Here is a 15,740-nt window from a genome sequence, read left to right as displayed (position 1 = left end):
GGTGGAGAGCCACGCCCCTGGCCTTTTGGAAAACCCACGGGTCAAATGCCGCCCTGTGATTCAAGATAGGTTGGCCGTCAACATGACGCAAATCGCGCACTGGTTCGTCGCTGCCTGCGCTCCCTCATCCGACCACCAAAGCCCCACAGCGTCAAATGACATCCCACCCCGCCCCTTCAAACCACCAAAGAACTCTCCGCGCTAAGCGCATCACGCACCTCCTTCACCACACTATCCCAGTCACCGAGCGCAGGTTGCCTGAACAACCGGACGCCCGGATACCACGGACTATCTGTGCGATCGAGCAGCCATCGCCAGCATGTATCGAAGCGGTTCATGATCCACACGGGCTTGTTCATTGACCCTGCGAGGTGCGCAACGGCGGTATCGACCGTGATGACGAGATCGAGGTTCTCCACTAACGCAGCGGTGTCCGCGAAGTTATCGAGTTCATCGGTGTAGTCGATGATCCGCTCGCTCAACGCCTGTTTTTCGCGCAACTGCTGCGCGGCGGGACCTTTCTGCAGGCTGTAAAAGCGCACATGCTGCACATCGAGGATGGGCCTTAGCGTTTCGAGCGTCACCGAGCGCCGCGCATCGGTCTTCCTCAACTCGGCGACATGCGGACGATTTCCGCCCGCCCATACGAGCCCTACCTTCAGCGCGGGCGCACCATCGCCAGCGAGCCGCTGCGCCCAGCGCTGCGCCTCAGCGTTGTTCGCAAAGACATAGGGCGTCCCGGCCGGAATACTGGCGAGGTCCGTCCCAAACGCGAGCGGCAAGCTAAGCAATGGCGCGTGGCAATCAAAGGCTGGCAACGGTTGACCCTGCTCGACCAGTTCAGCGACGCCGCCAAGCGTCGCGAGAAGCCGCATGAGTTCCTTCGGTACTTCGAGGATGACTCGTGCGCCCATCGCAGCGACGAGCGGCGCATAGCGGCAGAACTGCAGCGTGTCGCCCAAGCCTTGCTCCGCGTGCAGCAGAATGGTTTTGCCTTCGAGCGGAAATTCGCCGAGCCATAGCGGCTGTGCAAAGCTCCGCCGAGATGCCTGGATGCGATGGCGCTGCCAGCGCCATTCGTATTCGCGCCAGCCCTGTTCGAGCCGACCCATTTGCAGCAGACACAACGCGTAGTTCCAATGCGCCTCCGCCCAATCGGCGTTCAGCGCGAGCGCTCGCTCGTAGGACTGCAGCGCTTCGTCGTGCAGCTTCATATCGACGAGCGTCAGGCCGAGATTGTTCCATGCATCGACGAATGCCGGGGCGAGTTCGAGCGCGCGCTGATAGCTCGCTTGCGCGTCCTGCGGACGGTTCATGTCGCTCAGTGCGTTCGCGCGATTGCTCCATGCATCGGCATAACGGGCGTGCAGTGCGATGGCCTGATCGCAGCTCGCGAGCGCGTCGGCGGGACGGTCGAGGTCGCGCAACACGCAGGCGCGGTTGTTCCATGCCTGTGCAAGTTCGGGCTGCAAGGCGAGCGCCTTGTCGAAGCTCGCCAGCGCTTCCGCCGGCCGGTCGAGTCCCGCCAGCGCATTGCCGCGATTGTTCAGCGCATCGGGGAAGCCGGGTTGCAGCGCCAGCGCGCGGTTCGCGCTGGCCAGGCCCTCGCTGAAGCGGCGCTGCGCGTTATAGGCGTAGGCGAGATTCGAGTGCAACGGTGCCTGCTTGCCGTTGATCGACACAGCCTTCTGCAATAACCCGACGCCTTCGTCGATGCGTCCAGCCTGTAACGACAGGGCGCCGAGCAGCTGGATCGCGTCAAAGTGCATGGGGCGCAGGGCAAGAATCTCGCGATAGATCTCCTCGGCTTCGGGCTGCGCACCGTTTTGCTGCATGGCCACGGCTTCGCGAAGCATCGCGTCGATGCGGCGCTGCTGAATTGCTGTTTTGCTCATACGCGGCAGGGTCGCCGGCACATTTATCGACGCTTGGCGGTCGGGATGGCCGGGTCAGATTCCAGTTGACCAGATGCCGTGCATTATCGCTGATGAGCCTGGACGCGTCGGGCTCGCTGGCTGACCCCGCGCGAAGTCTTCGGGTACTGCATCCTCTACCGAGGACTCACCCAGCAATCAATCTTGCACCTAGCTGCCGAAAAAGATGCTGCAGTAGCTGACGGGTCCCGTACAGTTGTCACCCGACGCGTAGCCGCCACCACGATGCCAAAAGCCTTCGGCCTTTTTCTGCGACCCGGCCTGTTCCTTTCCGGTCACGCTGCCGCCGTAGCCCGATTCCGATGCATTGCTCGGCTGCTGCGACTGAACGGGAGGACTGCTTTCCTGAGCCTGTGACAACGCGGGGACGGCGAGGGCCGTTGCGATGACTAAGGTGCGAACGAATAATTTCATCATGCTCTCCAAGGACTACCTGCAGAAGCGTGTCCACGGCGCGTAAAAATACGAATAAGCGGACAAGGCGGCGCGCGTCGTCGTCGCCGCTTCAATGGCGCACATCCTTTTGCGCGTACGACGACTCCCATCCGCCACCGAGTACCTTGCATAACGTAATGAGGTTGGCGGCGGCGTCGGCCTTGCTTGTCTCGAGATTGCTCTGGGCGTCGAGCAATTGCCGCTGCACATTGAGCACGTCGAGAAAATCGACGGCGCCGGCCTTATAGCGCTGACGCGCGATAGAAAGCGCCCGCAGATTCAGACTCACGACTTCTTCGAGTCGATCGTGCCTTCGCTGTTCAGCGTCGTACACGATCAGCGCATCATCCACCTCGCGCCAGGCCTGAAGCACGGTATGTTTGTAGATGATGGCCGCCTCCTGCTGTTGGGCCTCGCGCAACTGCAGTGTTCCCTTGAGGCGTCCGCCTTCGAAAATCGGAAGCGTGATCGACGGTCCGACGACAAACTGACCCGACGCCCAATCAGCGAGATTCGAGAGTTGAAGACTCTGGAATCCGGCGCTGCCATTCAGCGAGATGCGCGGATAAAAGTCGGCTTTCGCCATACCGATAGCTGCCGTCGCCGCGTGCAACTGCGCCTCCGCTTTGCGGATGTCGGGCCTGCGCTGCACCAGCTCGGACGGAAATCCGATCGGTACCTGATCCGGAAGCCCTGGAACGTCACGTGTCTCGACGAGCATCTGTCGCAGCGCGCCGGGTTCTTCGGCCAACAACACGCCGATCGCATTGATCGTCGTTTCGCTGCGCGATTCGAGCGTCGGAATCAGACTTTCGATCGTCGCCACCTGTGCGGCCGCGTTGGCTACGTCGAGATCGGTCGTCACGCCTTCACGTACACGCGTTTGCGTGAGCTTCGTGGCGTCGCGGGCAATCTCGAGATTCTGATGAGCGATCTGAAGCAGCGCCTGCGTGTCGCGCAGTTGAATGTAGTCGCGCGCGAGCTCGGCACGCGCAGACAACAACACCGCGCTTCGCTCTTCGTATGAGGCATCCGTCAATGCAGACGCGGCTTCTACGCTGCGTCGAACCCTGCCCCAGATGTCGACTTCCCATGACGCGTCAAAACCGAACTGATACAGGTTGTAAGCCGGCGAACCTTTGCTGCCCGGCAACGGCGCGACGCCAAGCGGTGTGTTTCCCGAAGCCGATTGCGTCTGGGTTTCCGTCGGCGAGACGCCGAGCAACGAAAGAATGCCGTTCTCGCTGCCGCGCTCGCGGTTGTACGAAGCGGCGCCCGTGAGTGTCGGATATTCCGCGGCGCCGGCAACGCGCTGCTCGGCCCGGCTTTGCCGCAGACGGGCAGAGGCCGCTGCCACGTCGAGGTTTGCATCGGCCAGTTTCTGTTCGAGCGCGTTCAGCGTGGGATCGTTGAACAGCAGCCACCAGTCCGGGTTGAACTCGGATTCCGTCGCCTTGCTCGGCGCCTGTGCGTTCTGCGTACGATTGAAGACGTCGGGCGTGGCCGATGTCGGACGTTCGAAATTGGGGCCCACCAGACAGCCGCTCAGTGCAAAGCAAAGCAAACCTGCCAACGCGGGCGTACGAATGGAAATCGCGCGCGCGTTCATTTGTTGTCTGCCCCCGCGATCGTCGCGTCGCCACGCTTGCGAACCGCGACTTCCGCCTCTACGGAAAGCCCCACGCTCAATGCGGATGCCGCCTGCTGGCCCGGATCGATGGTTATCTTGACGGGGACGCGCTGCACGATCTTCGTGAAGTTGCCCGTCGCGTTGTCGGGCGCGATCGGCGCAAAGCTCACGCCGGTAGCAGGAGCCAGACTGTCGATATGCCCCTGGATGACAACGCCCGGAAAGCTGTCGACCTTGATACGTACACGCTCGCCCGGCCGCATGTTGGTGATCTGGTTTTCCTGGAAGTTCGCGACCACATAGGCGTCGGAAAGCGGCACGATCGCGAGCAGCGGCGCGCCGGGTGTGACGAACGCGCCGACCCGCACCGAACGCCTGCCCACCTTGCCGTCGACGGGCGCGTGAATCTCCGTGTAAGACAGGTTGAGGCTGGCCTGCTCCAGCACGGCCTCAGCATGTGCCAACGCACCGGCGGCCTTGTCGCGCTGCGTGCGCAGCACGTCGAGATTCTGTTCGGTCGCGGCAAGCGCAGCACGGTCATGCGCCTGTTGCGCGAGTTGCTCGGCGAGCGCGCTCGATGCGTGTTGATGCTCCTGCATCGTGCCCGCGCCGGACTCCGACAGGTTCTGGTAGCGCGCTGCATTCGCGCGTGCGAAATCGATCGACGCTTCGTCGGAACGCAGCGTGGCGCGCGCCTGATCGACGAGCGAAGGTTGACGCGCGATCTCGGCCTCGTAGTTCGCGACGGATGCTTTCGCGGCCGCCACGTCGGCCTTCGCAGTCAGCAACGCAGCCTGGAAGTCGCGATCATCGATTCGCACCATCAATTGCCCAGCCTTCAACTGCTGGTTGTCCTCGACGAGTACCTCTGAAACCTGTCCGGCGATACGCGGCGCGACCAGCGTGAAATCCGCGGCGACGTACGCGTCGTTGGTGGATTCGTAGTCGGGATTGGCAAGCAGCTTCGTACAACCCCAGGCAACGACGCCCAGCACGACCACGACCGCCGCGATGCGAATCAGTTTGGGGGGAAAGCGGGTGAGGAATGACATATGAATCAATGGTTAGCGATTGGACGGCGGTGTCGTGCACCACGGTGGATAGATGCGCACCGGCAGCACAGGTACGAGAAGCAGAACGGCAACGGCGATCACCGCCATCACGCGATAGAGGTCGGCGGAAGTGAGCACCACGGCCTGCTCGTGAATCCGATGCGCGAGTTCACCGAGACCATGAGCGGCGTCGACACTTTGACTGGCGATCAACGCGTTATTGCCCAGTTGGTCGACCAGCATGCTCGAATGAAAATGCTCGCGGGACGTGCCCAGGCCTTCGATCAGCGCCGTTGCCGCCACGCCGGTGAATGCCTTGAGCGAGTTGAACATGGCGGAAGCGAACGGGCCTTCCGTCGGAGGCAAGCCCGTTGTCACACCCATCAGGATGGCGACGATCACCATCGGCTGCGCCACGATCTGCAATGACTGGAGCCAGTAAAAGTTCTCGCGAACCCACTCGGAAGTCATGAAGCTGCCGAGAATGCACGTGGTGGCGACCAGCGAGAGTCCCAACGCCATGATCCACCGCGAATCGATCCGGCGCAGGTTCAGCAGCGCGGCTGTCAGAGGAAGCGTAATCAGCAGCGGAATGGCAACCAGCAACGCCAGCGGTGACGTTTGAAGCGGCCTGTACGTGTGCACCATCGCAAGGAACTGGGCGGGAATCACAGCGACACCGACCAGCAACATCACGGCGCCTACGAGTGTCGACAGTCCATGCGAGAAGTTTCTGCGGTATAGCAACTGCAGCTTGAAAAACGGAACGGGTTGATACCACTCGTTGACGAGAAACGCGATGAAAAGAAGCGTTCCTCCGAATAGCATCACGCAGATAAGCGTCGAATTCAGCCAGTCGAGCCGATCGCCCTGTAACAGGCCCATGACGAGCATGGCAACGCCCGGACCACCCGTGAGCAATCCCACCCAGTTGAACGACCGGAACCTTTCGAGCTTGACAGCATCTTGTGGCAGGCCGTACTGGATCGCCACACAGCTCAGCAGCCCGAACGGCACGGTCTGCCAGAACGCCATCTTCCAGCTGACATACTCCGTCCACAACGCGGCGAGCGGCGTGCCGATCGTAGGCCCAAAGGTTGCGGTGAGCGCGTATCCCGCAAGGCCATACAACTTGATTTTGGGTGGCAGATAGCGCAACGCCACGATGATCAGCATGGGCGGCAGACAGCCCCCAGCGACTCCCTGGAGCACACGCAGCACGTAAAACGTGGACAGGTTCGGCGAAAACGGACAAAGGAAGGCAAACAACATCGAGGCCACCACCGCACCTATCGTGAATCGCTTCAAGGTGAAGGTGATACCGAACCACGGTGCAAAGATCATCGTGGACACGTTCGCGGCTTCGAACAGAACGGTCAGCCAGCTCCCGTCGTCATACCCGATGGAGAGCGCGCCACGCACGTCGGTCATGGCAAGTGCAGTGACCTGTTCGTTGACGATTGCCAGCAGCGACGCGAGCAGCATTCCACTCAGACCAATGGCCAGACGCAGCGACATCTCCGCTTGCGCGGGTGCCTGAGGCGCTGGCATCGGCGCTTGCGCTGCAGGCAACGGGGCAGGAGACGACGCAACAACCGGGCCGGCCGTTTCAGTCGTCGAGGGATTGACACTCGTCATAGGGGTGCGCTCGGCAAATAGTCCTCAACAACGCATCGCATCTGGGATAGACCTTCAGACGATGGACGCTGACGGAGACCTCAGGTGTTCCAGGGAAAAAAAGCGCTGCGATGACCTCTTGATCATTTACGTGGTTAATTCACCTGGAACTGCCGCGGTGTATTCACCGCACGATGACCTGACTAATTCTAGGAGTTGAGTAGGGTTTCTAAAAGCCGTCGTATGTAACGTTTTAGGCCATTTGATTTTGAAATCTGGCCATATGCGTTCTGTCAGGATTTTTTGACGATCAGATGGAAATTGACTTTTTCCATACGATCAATTTACGCCTATCGTCATAAGGTTAGTCGCGAAGCGCCACTGTTCGCCCACGTTCAAGGTCTCGGGGCTGAGGTGGCTGCATTTGCAGTAATTCATAAAATGCACGCTGCGTGAACCATTTCGAATCTGAAACACATAGTTGTTTTACGTGCATCGACGGAAATGCAGGTGCCGGATAGAATCAAATCAAGTCGAATAAATTCGACAGTCTGCAAGTGATTAACCGTTATTGATGGGTGAGCGAAAATGAAATTCTCAGTTAAAGAAGCAATTCAGTCTGACGATATCTCCAGAATCCAGCGTGCGATGAAAAGCGTCGATGCGGATGCGCAAGTCGACGTCAATGTCGATGCAAATACGGTGAGCGTGGATTCCTGGCTGATGCCTGAAGAGTTCTTCGTTGCTTTCCAGGACGAAGACTACAACGCGGCCATTCTTGAAGCGTAGGCCGACGTGGCCGGTGCGTTTTGCAACCGGCCATAGCAATCACTTGCCATCACCACGGGTCGACGTGAGCAACACGATGAAACCCGCTATCACGATGGCGACGGCCGCCACTACATAGCGGGCTATCTCTTCATGACCGGGGAGCAGTCCCTTGAATGCTGCAAGCGGGCCGCTCACTGCGACAAACACACCGATCTTCAACAGAGTCGATCTGAGCTTCAACCGAATCATTACCGCTCCCAATGTTAGGCGACCAGATCCATTGTCGGAGATGAACCCGGTCTCTTGAAGCGCGCATGTACCAGGTTATGGGCCATTCAGTGCGCGAATTGCGCCAGGCTGAACGTGATGCGGAGAATCGCACCTACAATCACCTCGAGAACTGAAGTCGGGAATGACGATGGACAAATTTCGAGAGATGGAGGTGTTCGTTGCCATCGTTGATCGAGGCAGCTTTACCGGCGCGTCAGAGAAGCTTGGCATGTCGGCTCCCACGGTTTCAAGGGCGCTGAATTCGCTGGAAACACGAGTCGGCGCGCAGCTCATTGCGCGGACCACACGGTCGATCCGTCCCACAGACGCGGGAATGTTCTACCTCGAAGCATGCCGCAGAGTACTCGATACCATCGCTGACGCAGAATCGAATATCGCCGCTGAGCAAAGCAAGCCTGCGGGCACGCTGACCGTCTCTGCGCCAGTGCTATTTGGCCAACGGTTCATCGCCCCGCTCATCAATGCGTACGCGAATATCTATCCGGACGTCAGCGTGAATGTCGTCTATGTCGACCGTACGACGCGGCTGATCGAAGAAGGGGTGGATATCGCGATTCGTATCGGTCATCTTGGCGATTCTTCGGTGTTCGCCGTGCCATTGGGCTCCGTGAGCCGCCGGACCTACGCAGCACCGGCGTATCTCGACGCGCTCGGGGAGCCCGTTCATCCCAGACAACTGAGTGACCATCACTGCGTGTCCTTTACGGGAGTCACGCATCCGCTCGAATGGCTGTTTTACGAGAATGGTTCGAGGTTGCCCGTTCGGGTTCGCCCGCGAATGATCGTCGATCTGGCGCCCGCGGCTGTCATGGCGGCTGTAGACCGCGTGGGGATAACGCAACTGCTCTCTTACCAGGCCGCGCCCGAAGTGCTCAGTGGAAGTCTGCAACGAATTCTGGCAGCGTTCGAGCCGGAGTCGATCCCCGTGAATCTGCTGCACGTCGAGCGAAAAGGCACGAGCATGAAGATTCGTTCTTTCGTCGAATTCGTGACTGAAACGTTACGCAGAAACGTGCACCTTCAATTCGTCGATGCGCCGAAGACGGTGAGGGTTGGCAGTGCGATCGCAGATCTCGCTGAACGGTAAAGCGTAGTTCATCCCGTGCGAGAGGATTCAAGGTGCGCAATGCACTGAATCTACTGCGAGACGAAGTTCCCGATACGCGCAAACCAGCGCATCCAGACTGAACGCGCGGTTCAGGCCACTGGGATTAGGCAACACCCAGACGCGTGCGCCGCCGAATCTGACTGACTGCAGCCCCCAATCGACATCGCGTTTGCCGATCAATTCGGAAACCGCCATCTTGCCAAGGAAGGCAACATAGCGCGGCGCGTACTGTGTGATTTTTCGCTCGAATTCAGGCGCGGCCGCCTTGATTTCCCAGCGGGACAACTGCTCCGCCCGCGCTGTCGGGCGTGACACTGCCGTCGTCAGGCCGCACTCGTATTGCAGCAGCGAACGGTCGTCTTCGGGGCGTAGCTGGTCGTGCGTAAAGCCCGCCAGATGAAGAACTCGCCAGAAGCGATTTCCACGGCCCTCGAAGTGGTGACCTGTCGATGCCGCGCTTAGCCCTGGATTGATCCCGCAAAACACGACCGATAAGCCCGTATCGAGAATATCCGGAAGAGCTTGAAGCGAGTCAGGGTGAGCCATGGAGATTGCGGGCCTTTCAATGAAGATTCGCTAGACCGCACGTGTGAGACACGTGTCGGGTAAGACCCACAGGAGTGTGCCGCAGCCCGCGAGCCTGAAGAAGCACCAGAACAACAGGTTTCAATTCAAACATGAGCCGATGCACGCGGTTCACTCGGCGACGGCGTCTAACTCCAGCGAGTGTTCACCCACTTCACCACGAAATCGCTGACGATACTGTTTCGGCGTCACGTTGAGCCGGCGGGCGAACGTTGTACGCATATGCGTGGCGCTGTGGAAGCCGCACTTGAATGCGATGGTCTTGAGCGGTGCATCCGTTTCTTCGAGCAGCTTTCTCGCCGTATCCACGCGGACCTGTTCGACAAATGCCGACGGCGTCACCTTTGCATATTTGGCGAACAGCCGCGAGAAGGTGCGTCGGCTGACGGAAACAGCGCTTGCGAGTTGCTCGATCGAGAGCACGTCCGTAATGTGGTCCATCACGTAACGCTGCACCTTGCCGATGATGGGATCATCATCCTTGCGCACGCCGACGTAAGGGCTGTACTGCGACTGCCCGCCTTCACGCTGGATATAAACGACCAGCCGCTTCGCGACGCGCACGGCTAGCTCATGCCCCCAGTCTTCGGCCACTAGCGACAGGCACAGATCAATGCCCGCGGTAACGCCCGCTGAAGTGAACAGGCGGCCGTCGCGAATGAAAATCCTGTCGGGCTGCACGCACGTTTGAGGAAAATCGTCCGCGAGGCGACTAGCGTCGGCCCAATGGGTCGTCACGTCGCGGCTATCGAGCAGCCCTGCATGTGCGAGCAGGAATGCACCATTGCAAACAGAGCCATACCGGGTGGCGCCGTTTGCCTGACGCTTCAACCAGTCGAGAAACGGGGCAGGCGGACGAAAGTCCGGCAACTGCGGTCCTCCCGCTATCAACAGCAGGTCGCATTGCGTGTCGAAATCCGCGTAGCCGAAGGGCACGGCGAGTTGCATCCCATTGGATGCCGTCACCATGCCCGCTTCGAATCCTACGAAAGAGACCTGATATCGCTGATGCTCGGGAAGAAACGTGTTGGCTTCGGCGAACACGTCCAGCGGGCCTGCGACGTCCAGGGCTTGCACACCATCAAATATGACAACGGCGACTTTCATTTCGTGACCTTCATTGACTGTAAGCACGCCCACGGCTAACCGTGTTGTACGCTCCACTACAACGCATCACGCAATGTCATGAAGGCCGGTAACGTGCAGTCGATTAGCTTATCGTAAGAATTCACCGTCACTGTGTCGTGATTAGAAAATCTCAAATGTATTTTTTCCGGAATGCCAGGTTTGCAGGCTGGTTTGCTATTTTTGTCAGTCACTGCGGAATCAGCTTTCCTTAATTTCATGCTGTCATTCGCTTGAATAGTGCACCAGAAAGCTGGCGAAAGCGATGGCCGAAAACGGTCTCAGTTTGGCCCGTCAATGTGCCTGTTGGGCAAACGCTCGCGCGCAATGCTTGTCAGAATGAAAGCGAAACCCCTCGCAATTCTTCCGGTCGCACATCACAAAAGTGCTGGATGAATCGGCTATGCACGGAGAACCCGTCAGGTCGATGGTCCGCAAGCTGGTGCTGAACATACGCTGTTCTCGAGTTGGAAGGGAGATTGGCCTTTGAATTGGGTCGCTGAAGCGATCAGCGCCCGTTCCATTCGAGACAACCATGACCCGAAACCCAAACGTCGCTTCACAAGTCTTCCAGAAAGCAGAAAACGCCGGCGAGCCGATGTCGGGCGCCGACATCATCCTGCGCGTGCTCAGCGAACAGGGCGTCGATACCGTGTTCGGATACAGCGGCGGCGCGATCCTGCCGACGTACGACGCAGTCTTTCGCTTCAACGAACTGCACGAGAAGAATCCCGAGCGTCAGATCAAGCTCGTTGTCCCGGCCAATGAACAGGCGGCAGGGTTCATGGCTGCGGGGTACGCGCGTGCAAGCGGAAAAGTCGGCGTATTCATGGTCACGTCGGGTCCAGGGGCGACGAACGCCGTGACGCCGATCGCCGACTGCAACGGCGACTCGGTGCCCGTCGTCCTCATATGCGGACAGGTGCCGCGTGCTGTGATCGGCACTGATGCCTTTCAGAAAGCGCCTGTATTCAACATCATGTCGGCGTGTGCGAAGCAGGTTTTTCTGGTTACCGATCCGACGAAACTGGAGCAGACACTGCGGACAGCATTTGAAATTGCGCGCACAGGTCGTCCTGGTCCCGTTGTCGTCGATGTGCCCAAGGATATCCAGAACTGGGTGGGGACGTACCAGGGGCATGGGTCACTGCAGTTTCGAGGCTACTCGGACCGTCTTCGAATGGTGGCAAAGGGCGCTGATCTCGGCGAGGACAAGCGCAATGAATTCTTCGAACTCCTCGCGCAGAGCAAGCGGCCGCTGTTGTATGTCGGCGGCGGCGTGATCGCAGCGGGTGCGACGGCGGAATTGCGCCAGTTTTCCGAACGCTACAAAGTCCCCATTGTGACGACGCTGATGGGACTCGGCGCGATACCAGTGAAGCACGAGTTGTCGCTGGGCATGTTGGGCATGCACGGCGCCGCGTGCGCGAATTACGCGGTCGAAGATTGCGATTTTCTGATCGCGGTCGGCGCCCGGTTCGATGATCGGGTCGCGGGTGGCCGGCCCGAAGCATTTGCGCCCCGCGCACGGTACGTCGCGCATATCGACATCGACGAGGCTGAGATTGGCAAGGTCAAGCGGGCGCACTGGACTCATATCGGCGACGCGAAGGACGCGCTTCTCTCGCTGATGGGTGACGGTCGTGATGTGCAAGCGCCCTCTGACTGGCTCGAACACGTGCGGGACCTCAAACGCGTCTACGGCATGAACTACGACAGGCATAGTCCGACGATTCAGCCTCAGTACGTCATCGAGCGGCTCAGCGAAATCACGGGCGGGCGCGCGATCATCAGCACAGGTGTTGGCCAGCATCAGATGTGGGCTGCGCAGTTCTTCGATTTCGTCGAGCCGCGAAACTTCCTGACGTCGGGGAGCATGGGGACGATGGGGTTCGGCCTGCCCGCAGCGATCGGCGCGCAGTTCGCGCAACCGGATGCACTCGTGATCGACATCGACGGCGACGGCAGTATCCGCATGAACGTGGGCGAACTCGAGACGGCAAGCACCTACGGTGTGCCAGTCAAAGTTCTGCTGCTCAACAATCTCGGCGATGGAATGATCCGGCAGTGGCAGCATCTGTATTACGAAGGCCGCTTATGCGTCAGCGACAAGACGCTTCACCGCAAGGACTTCGTGATGGCGGCACAGGCCGACGGGTTTGGTTTTGCCTGTCGCGTCGACGCGATCAGCGAACTCGACGCGAAGCTCAAGGCATTCCTCGATTTCGACGGACCTGCGTTCCTCGAGGTAATGATCGACCAGAATGCCGATGTCTATCCGATGGTGGGGCCGGGCCAGAGCTACTCGAATATGATCACCGGGCCGTTTATCCCTTCGCGGAATCGTCAGAAAGCGGGTGGGGAAGGTGCCGGCCGTCAGCAGGTTGCGGATATGTTCTAGCAGCGTGCTTGTGACGTTGCTATGTGGGTCGTGCTTCGGCACGGTCCGCAAGCCTCGCTACCACTGAAACGGCAGGTTCGTGGGTTCGGTGTCATCGTGGGCCTGTGAACGTCCTGCGGTCGGTGAACATTGGCCAAAGATCACCGCGCCGAATCCTTATTATTGGAGACGGCGGGCGTTGGGAAGACCCTGACTGCCTCGTGGAACATCAGGATTGGAATGGAATGAGTTTACTTGACAACATCGATTCGCCATCAAGACTGCGGGGTCTTGGAGAGAGCGAACTCCAGCATGTTGCGGACGAGATTCGCGCGTTTCTGCTTGAAAGCGTATCGGCGACGGGCGGCCACTTTGCATCGAGTCTCGGCGTAGTCGAGCTGACTGTTGCACTTCACTATGCATTCGACACACCAGACGATCGTCTGGTGTGGGACGTCGGTCACCAGAGCTATCCGCACAAGATTTTGACCGGCCGCAAAGCGGGAATGGCCAGCGTACGCAAAGTGGGCGGAATGGCAGGCTTTCCCACGCGCGAAGAATCGCCCTACGATGCGTTCGGCGTGGGACACGCGGGGACTTCGATATCGGCGGCTGTTGGCATGGCTTTGGCATTGCGCAATCGTGGCGCGCGTGCGGTGGCAATCATCGGGGATGGTGCGCTATCGGCCGGTATGGCGTACGAGGCGCTCAATCACGCAGGTTCCTGCAAAGCGTTGCCGCTGACGATCATCCTGAACGACAACGGAATGTCGATTTCACCCGCCGTCGGTAGCCTGAACGATCACCTTCAGTCGCTGACGGGGAAATGGCGTGACGAGGGTGCTTCGCTATTCGAAGCGCTGGGTCTCGTCTACATCGGACCCATTGACGGACATGACATTCCGGCACTGCTCGCGGTACTGCGAGACGCAAAGACTCGCACCCGTCCGCATGTCATCCATGTCGTGACCCAGAAGGGACGCGGTTATGAGCGCGCGGAACTCGATCCCGTCGCGTATCACGGCCCAGGCCCTTTCGATCTGGTCGATGGATTGATTCCCTCCGCAGGCGGCAAGCGCACTTATAGCCAGGTATTCGGCCAGTGGCTTTGTGATTCGGCGGCGAAGGATGATCGAATCATCGGTATCACGCCCGCAATGCGTGAAGGCTCCTGTCTGGTCGAATTCGAGCAACGATATCCTGATCGCTACATCGACGTGGGTATCGCCGAACAGCACGCGGTGACTGTTGCCGCCGGCCTTGCGACGGAAGGGATGCGGCCAGTCGTCGCCATCTACTCGACCTTCCTGCAGCGCGGCTACGACCAGCTGATTCACGATGTCGCGTTGCAAGAACTGCCCGTTTTGTTCGCGGTCGATCGCGCCGGTATTGCGGGTGGCGACGGCGCAACTCACCTTGGCGCGTTCGATATCGCCGCGCTGCGTTGCATTCCCAACATGGCCGTGATGACACCATCTGATGAGAGAGAGTGCTATCTGATGCTGAACACGGCGCTCGCCTATCCGGGTCCGTGCGCCGTCCGTTACCCCCGTGCGAAGACAGGCTCCGACGTTATCGGACAGACGAACGAGATTCTTCCCTTTGGAAAAGGGATCGTTCGCCGCTCAGCTGGTGAACATGCTGATCAACGCGTGGCCTTCCTCGCATTTGGGCCGCTGTTGTCGGTCGCAATAGAAGCGGCGCAGGAAATCGACGCAACAGTGGTGGACATGCGTTTCGCCAAGCCACTCGACGAGGATCTGTTGCTGACGGTCGCGAGATCGCACGACGTGATCGTGACGATCGAAGAAGGCACGGTGACGGGCGGCGCGGGTGCCGCATGTGCCGAACATATCGCGGCTGAAGGGCTGGCGGTGCCCGTATTGCGTCTTGGACTTCCGGATGAATTCATACGGCACGGCGACCGCTCCAGGCTGCTTGAACTGAATGGTCTTGACGCGGCAGGAGTACTCGAAACGGTGCGGGTATTCGTGGGCCGTCACTTCGACCTCTTTGACGCCGTCTGAGGCATCGCACGGGACATGTCAGCAATGAACAAGACCGGAACGACGATTCACTTCGATGCAGCCATCCGGGCATTGGCGCATCCATTCCGTCGAAAAGTACTGCAGTGGCTGGCCAATCCAGACGAGTACTTTACGGAAGCCGAGTATTGCGCGCTTCGCGCGGTGTCGGCGGGCATGCTGCACGCTCGAAGCGGCCTGTCGCAGTCGACGGCGTCAGGCCACCTGTCGCAGCTCGAGCGGGCCGGCTTGATCAAAACACAAAAGGTTGGACAGTGGGTCTTCTTCTCGCGTAACGAAGACGCGATCCGTGAACTGGCCGAATGGCTTTGTGCCGATATTGCGCAGATCAGCGAGCGGGTCTAATCAGCAATATTCGGCCACACGCAACATCTCGTTTCCTCAATACAAAAGTACTGACCAGAAACGGAGCGACGATGTCTCAGAACCGCTGCACCCGCGGCTTCACCGAAGCACTATAGACGATAACGCGCCGCAAGCTACCCGTCCAATACACGAAATTCTGGCCTTAAAGACACGATGGCCAGAAACGAGCGGTGAATGTCCCCATACCGTCGTAGCTAAAGCGGCGGTGCCTTTCCACGCAACCTAAACTGTTCTCATCAGTGGTCAAGAGACTGCTGATCCTGGCAGGCACAGGGACCTTGCGGCAGGAGCCACGAGGTAATGCACAGTTGGACTCGGAACGGATGGCGCCAGATGCGTCCTCTTTTCGCAGTCGGATTTTGTCTTCGTGTACCTGTGAAAGCGTTGGCTCGGCCAAGGCA

13 protein-coding genes are annotated in these 15,740 nt (G+C 59.3%); 5 read left to right on the top strand and 8 right to left on the bottom strand.

What is annotated here, in order from left to right; all coding sequences use genetic code 11:
- Window positions 1-176: 176 nt before the first annotated feature.
- The 5 genes from H1204_RS36230 to H1204_RS36210 all read right to left on the bottom strand — a co-directional run bounded on the left by H1204_RS36230 (window position 177) and on the right by H1204_RS36210 (window position 6,689).
- A complete protein-coding gene (locus H1204_RS36230) occupies window positions 177-1,895 on the bottom strand; it encodes a tetratricopeptide repeat protein (protein WP_180733523.1) in 1,719 nt (572 codons plus the stop codon).
- A gap of 189 nt (window positions 1,896-2,084) precedes the next feature.
- Window positions 2,085-2,351, bottom strand: coding sequence for a hypothetical protein (locus tag H1204_RS36225; RefSeq protein ID WP_180735161.1), 267 nt, complete (start codon window positions 2,349-2,351; stop codon window positions 2,085-2,087).
- A gap of 88 nt (window positions 2,352-2,439) precedes the next feature.
- The gene (locus tag H1204_RS36220; protein WP_180733522.1) at window positions 2,440-3,978 is read right to left on the bottom strand and encodes an efflux transporter outer membrane subunit; all 1,539 of its coding nucleotides are present in this window, start codon (window positions 3,976-3,978) and stop codon (window positions 2,440-2,442) included.
- On the bottom strand, window positions 3,975-5,051 hold the full coding sequence (locus H1204_RS36215) for an HlyD family secretion protein (RefSeq protein WP_180733521.1): 1,077 nt from the start codon (window positions 5,049-5,051) through the stop codon (window positions 3,975-3,977). Before H1204_RS36215 ends, H1204_RS36220 begins: the two co-directional genes overlap by 4 nt.
- Before the next feature lie 12 nt (window positions 5,052-5,063).
- Window positions 5,064-6,689 carry an MFS transporter gene (locus H1204_RS36210; protein WP_180733520.1) on the bottom strand — a complete coding sequence of 542 codons (1,626 nt, stop codon included), beginning with the start codon at window positions 6,687-6,689 and terminating at the stop codon, window positions 5,064-5,066.
- Between the two features lie 567 nt (window positions 6,690-7,256).
- Between H1204_RS36210 and H1204_RS36205 the strand changes: the two genes are divergently transcribed.
- Window positions 7,257-7,457 carry a copper chaperone gene (locus tag H1204_RS36205; protein WP_180733519.1) on the top strand — a complete coding sequence of 67 codons (201 nt, stop codon included), beginning with the start codon at window positions 7,257-7,259 and terminating at the stop codon, window positions 7,455-7,457.
- Window positions 7,458-7,496: 39 nt separating this feature from the next.
- Here H1204_RS36205 and H1204_RS36200 read toward each other — a convergent pair whose 3' ends face one another.
- Window positions 7,497-7,688 carry a DUF2964 family protein gene (locus H1204_RS36200; RefSeq protein ID WP_180733518.1) on the bottom strand — a complete coding sequence of 64 codons (192 nt, stop codon included), beginning with the start codon at window positions 7,686-7,688 and terminating at the stop codon, window positions 7,497-7,499.
- 169 nt (window positions 7,689-7,857) lie between these two features.
- Here H1204_RS36200 and H1204_RS36195 point away from each other — a divergent pair, with 169 nt between their 5' ends.
- The gene (locus tag H1204_RS36195; protein WP_180733517.1) at window positions 7,858-8,817 is read left to right on the top strand and encodes a LysR family transcriptional regulator; all 960 of its coding nucleotides are present in this window, start codon (window positions 7,858-7,860) and stop codon (window positions 8,815-8,817) included.
- 27 nt (window positions 8,818-8,844) lie between these two features.
- Here the strand turns inward: H1204_RS36195 and mug are convergent, their stop codons facing one another.
- Both mug and H1204_RS36185 read right to left on the bottom strand, forming a co-directional pair.
- The gene (mug, locus tag H1204_RS36190; protein WP_180733516.1) at window positions 8,845-9,384 is read right to left on the bottom strand and encodes a G/U mismatch-specific DNA glycosylase; all 540 of its coding nucleotides are present in this window, start codon (window positions 9,382-9,384) and stop codon (window positions 8,845-8,847) included.
- 150 nt (window positions 9,385-9,534) lie between these two features.
- The gene (locus H1204_RS36185) at window positions 9,535-10,530 is read right to left on the bottom strand and encodes a GlxA family transcriptional regulator (protein WP_180733515.1); all 996 of its coding nucleotides are present in this window, start codon (window positions 10,528-10,530) and stop codon (window positions 9,535-9,537) included.
- Window positions 10,531-11,083: 553 nt separating this feature from the next.
- Here H1204_RS36185 and ilvB point away from each other — a divergent pair.
- The 3 genes from ilvB (at window position 11,084) to H1204_RS36170 (ending at window position 15,318) form a co-directional block, all read left to right on the top strand.
- Window positions 11,084-12,949: a biosynthetic-type acetolactate synthase large subunit gene (gene ilvB, locus H1204_RS36180; RefSeq protein ID WP_180733514.1), complete on the top strand. Its 1,866-nt coding sequence runs from the start codon at window positions 11,084-11,086 to the stop codon at window positions 12,947-12,949.
- Window positions 12,950-13,173: 224 nt separating this feature from the next.
- Complete coding sequence (dxs, locus tag H1204_RS36175) at window positions 13,174-14,955, top strand: 1-deoxy-D-xylulose-5-phosphate synthase (protein ID WP_180733513.1); 1,782 nt, start codon at window positions 13,174-13,176, stop codon at window positions 14,953-14,955.
- A 24-nt stretch (window positions 14,956-14,979) separates the two neighbouring features.
- Window positions 14,980-15,318: a metalloregulator ArsR/SmtB family transcription factor gene (locus H1204_RS36170; protein WP_180733512.1), complete on the top strand. Its 339-nt coding sequence runs from the start codon at window positions 14,980-14,982 to the stop codon at window positions 15,316-15,318.
- The last annotated feature ends 422 nt before the right edge of the window (window positions 15,319-15,740 follow it).

Origin of the sequence: Paraburkholderia sp. PGU19 (assembly GCF_013426915.1) — a bacterium.
Taxonomy (GTDB): Bacteria; Pseudomonadota; Gammaproteobacteria; order Burkholderiales; family Burkholderiaceae; genus Paraburkholderia.
The sequence above is the reverse complement of the archived record's forward strand: the minus strand, read 5'-3'. Positions and strand labels throughout refer to the sequence as shown.

Coding starts and splice junctions, on each gene's coding strand:
- H1204_RS36230 (WP_180733523.1), bottom strand. CDS start 1,895: ATGAGCAAAACAGCAATTCAGCAGCGCCGCATCGACGCGATGCTTCGC.
- H1204_RS36220 (WP_180733522.1), bottom strand. CDS start 3,978: ATGAACGCGCGCGCGATTTCCATTCGTACGCCCGCGTTGGCAGGTTTG.
- H1204_RS36210 (WP_180733520.1), bottom strand. CDS start 6,689: ATGACGAGTGTCAATCCCTCGACGACTGAAACGGCCGGCCCGGTTGTT.
- mug (WP_180733516.1), bottom strand. CDS start 9,384: ATGGCTCACCCTGACTCGCTTCAAGCTCTTCCGGATATTCTCGATACG.
- H1204_RS36200 (WP_180733518.1), bottom strand. CDS start 7,688: ATGATTCGGTTGAAGCTCAGATCGACTCTGTTGAAGATCGGTGTGTTT.
- dxs (WP_180733513.1), top strand. CDS start 13,174: ATGAGTTTACTTGACAACATCGATTCGCCATCAAGACTGCGGGGTCTT.
- H1204_RS36225 (WP_180735161.1), bottom strand. CDS start 2,351: ATGATGAAATTATTCGTTCGCACCTTAGTCATCGCAACGGCCCTCGCC.
- ilvB (WP_180733514.1), top strand. CDS start 11,084: ATGACCCGAAACCCAAACGTCGCTTCACAAGTCTTCCAGAAAGCAGAA.
- H1204_RS36215 (WP_180733521.1), bottom strand. CDS start 5,051: ATGTCATTCCTCACCCGCTTTCCCCCCAAACTGATTCGCATCGCGGCG.
- H1204_RS36170 (WP_180733512.1), top strand. CDS start 14,980: ATGAACAAGACCGGAACGACGATTCACTTCGATGCAGCCATCCGGGCA.
- H1204_RS36195 (WP_180733517.1), top strand. CDS start 7,858: ATGGACAAATTTCGAGAGATGGAGGTGTTCGTTGCCATCGTTGATCGA.
- H1204_RS36205 (WP_180733519.1), top strand. CDS start 7,257: ATGAAATTCTCAGTTAAAGAAGCAATTCAGTCTGACGATATCTCCAGA.
- H1204_RS36185 (WP_180733515.1), bottom strand. CDS start 10,530: ATGAAAGTCGCCGTTGTCATATTTGATGGTGTGCAAGCCCTGGACGTC.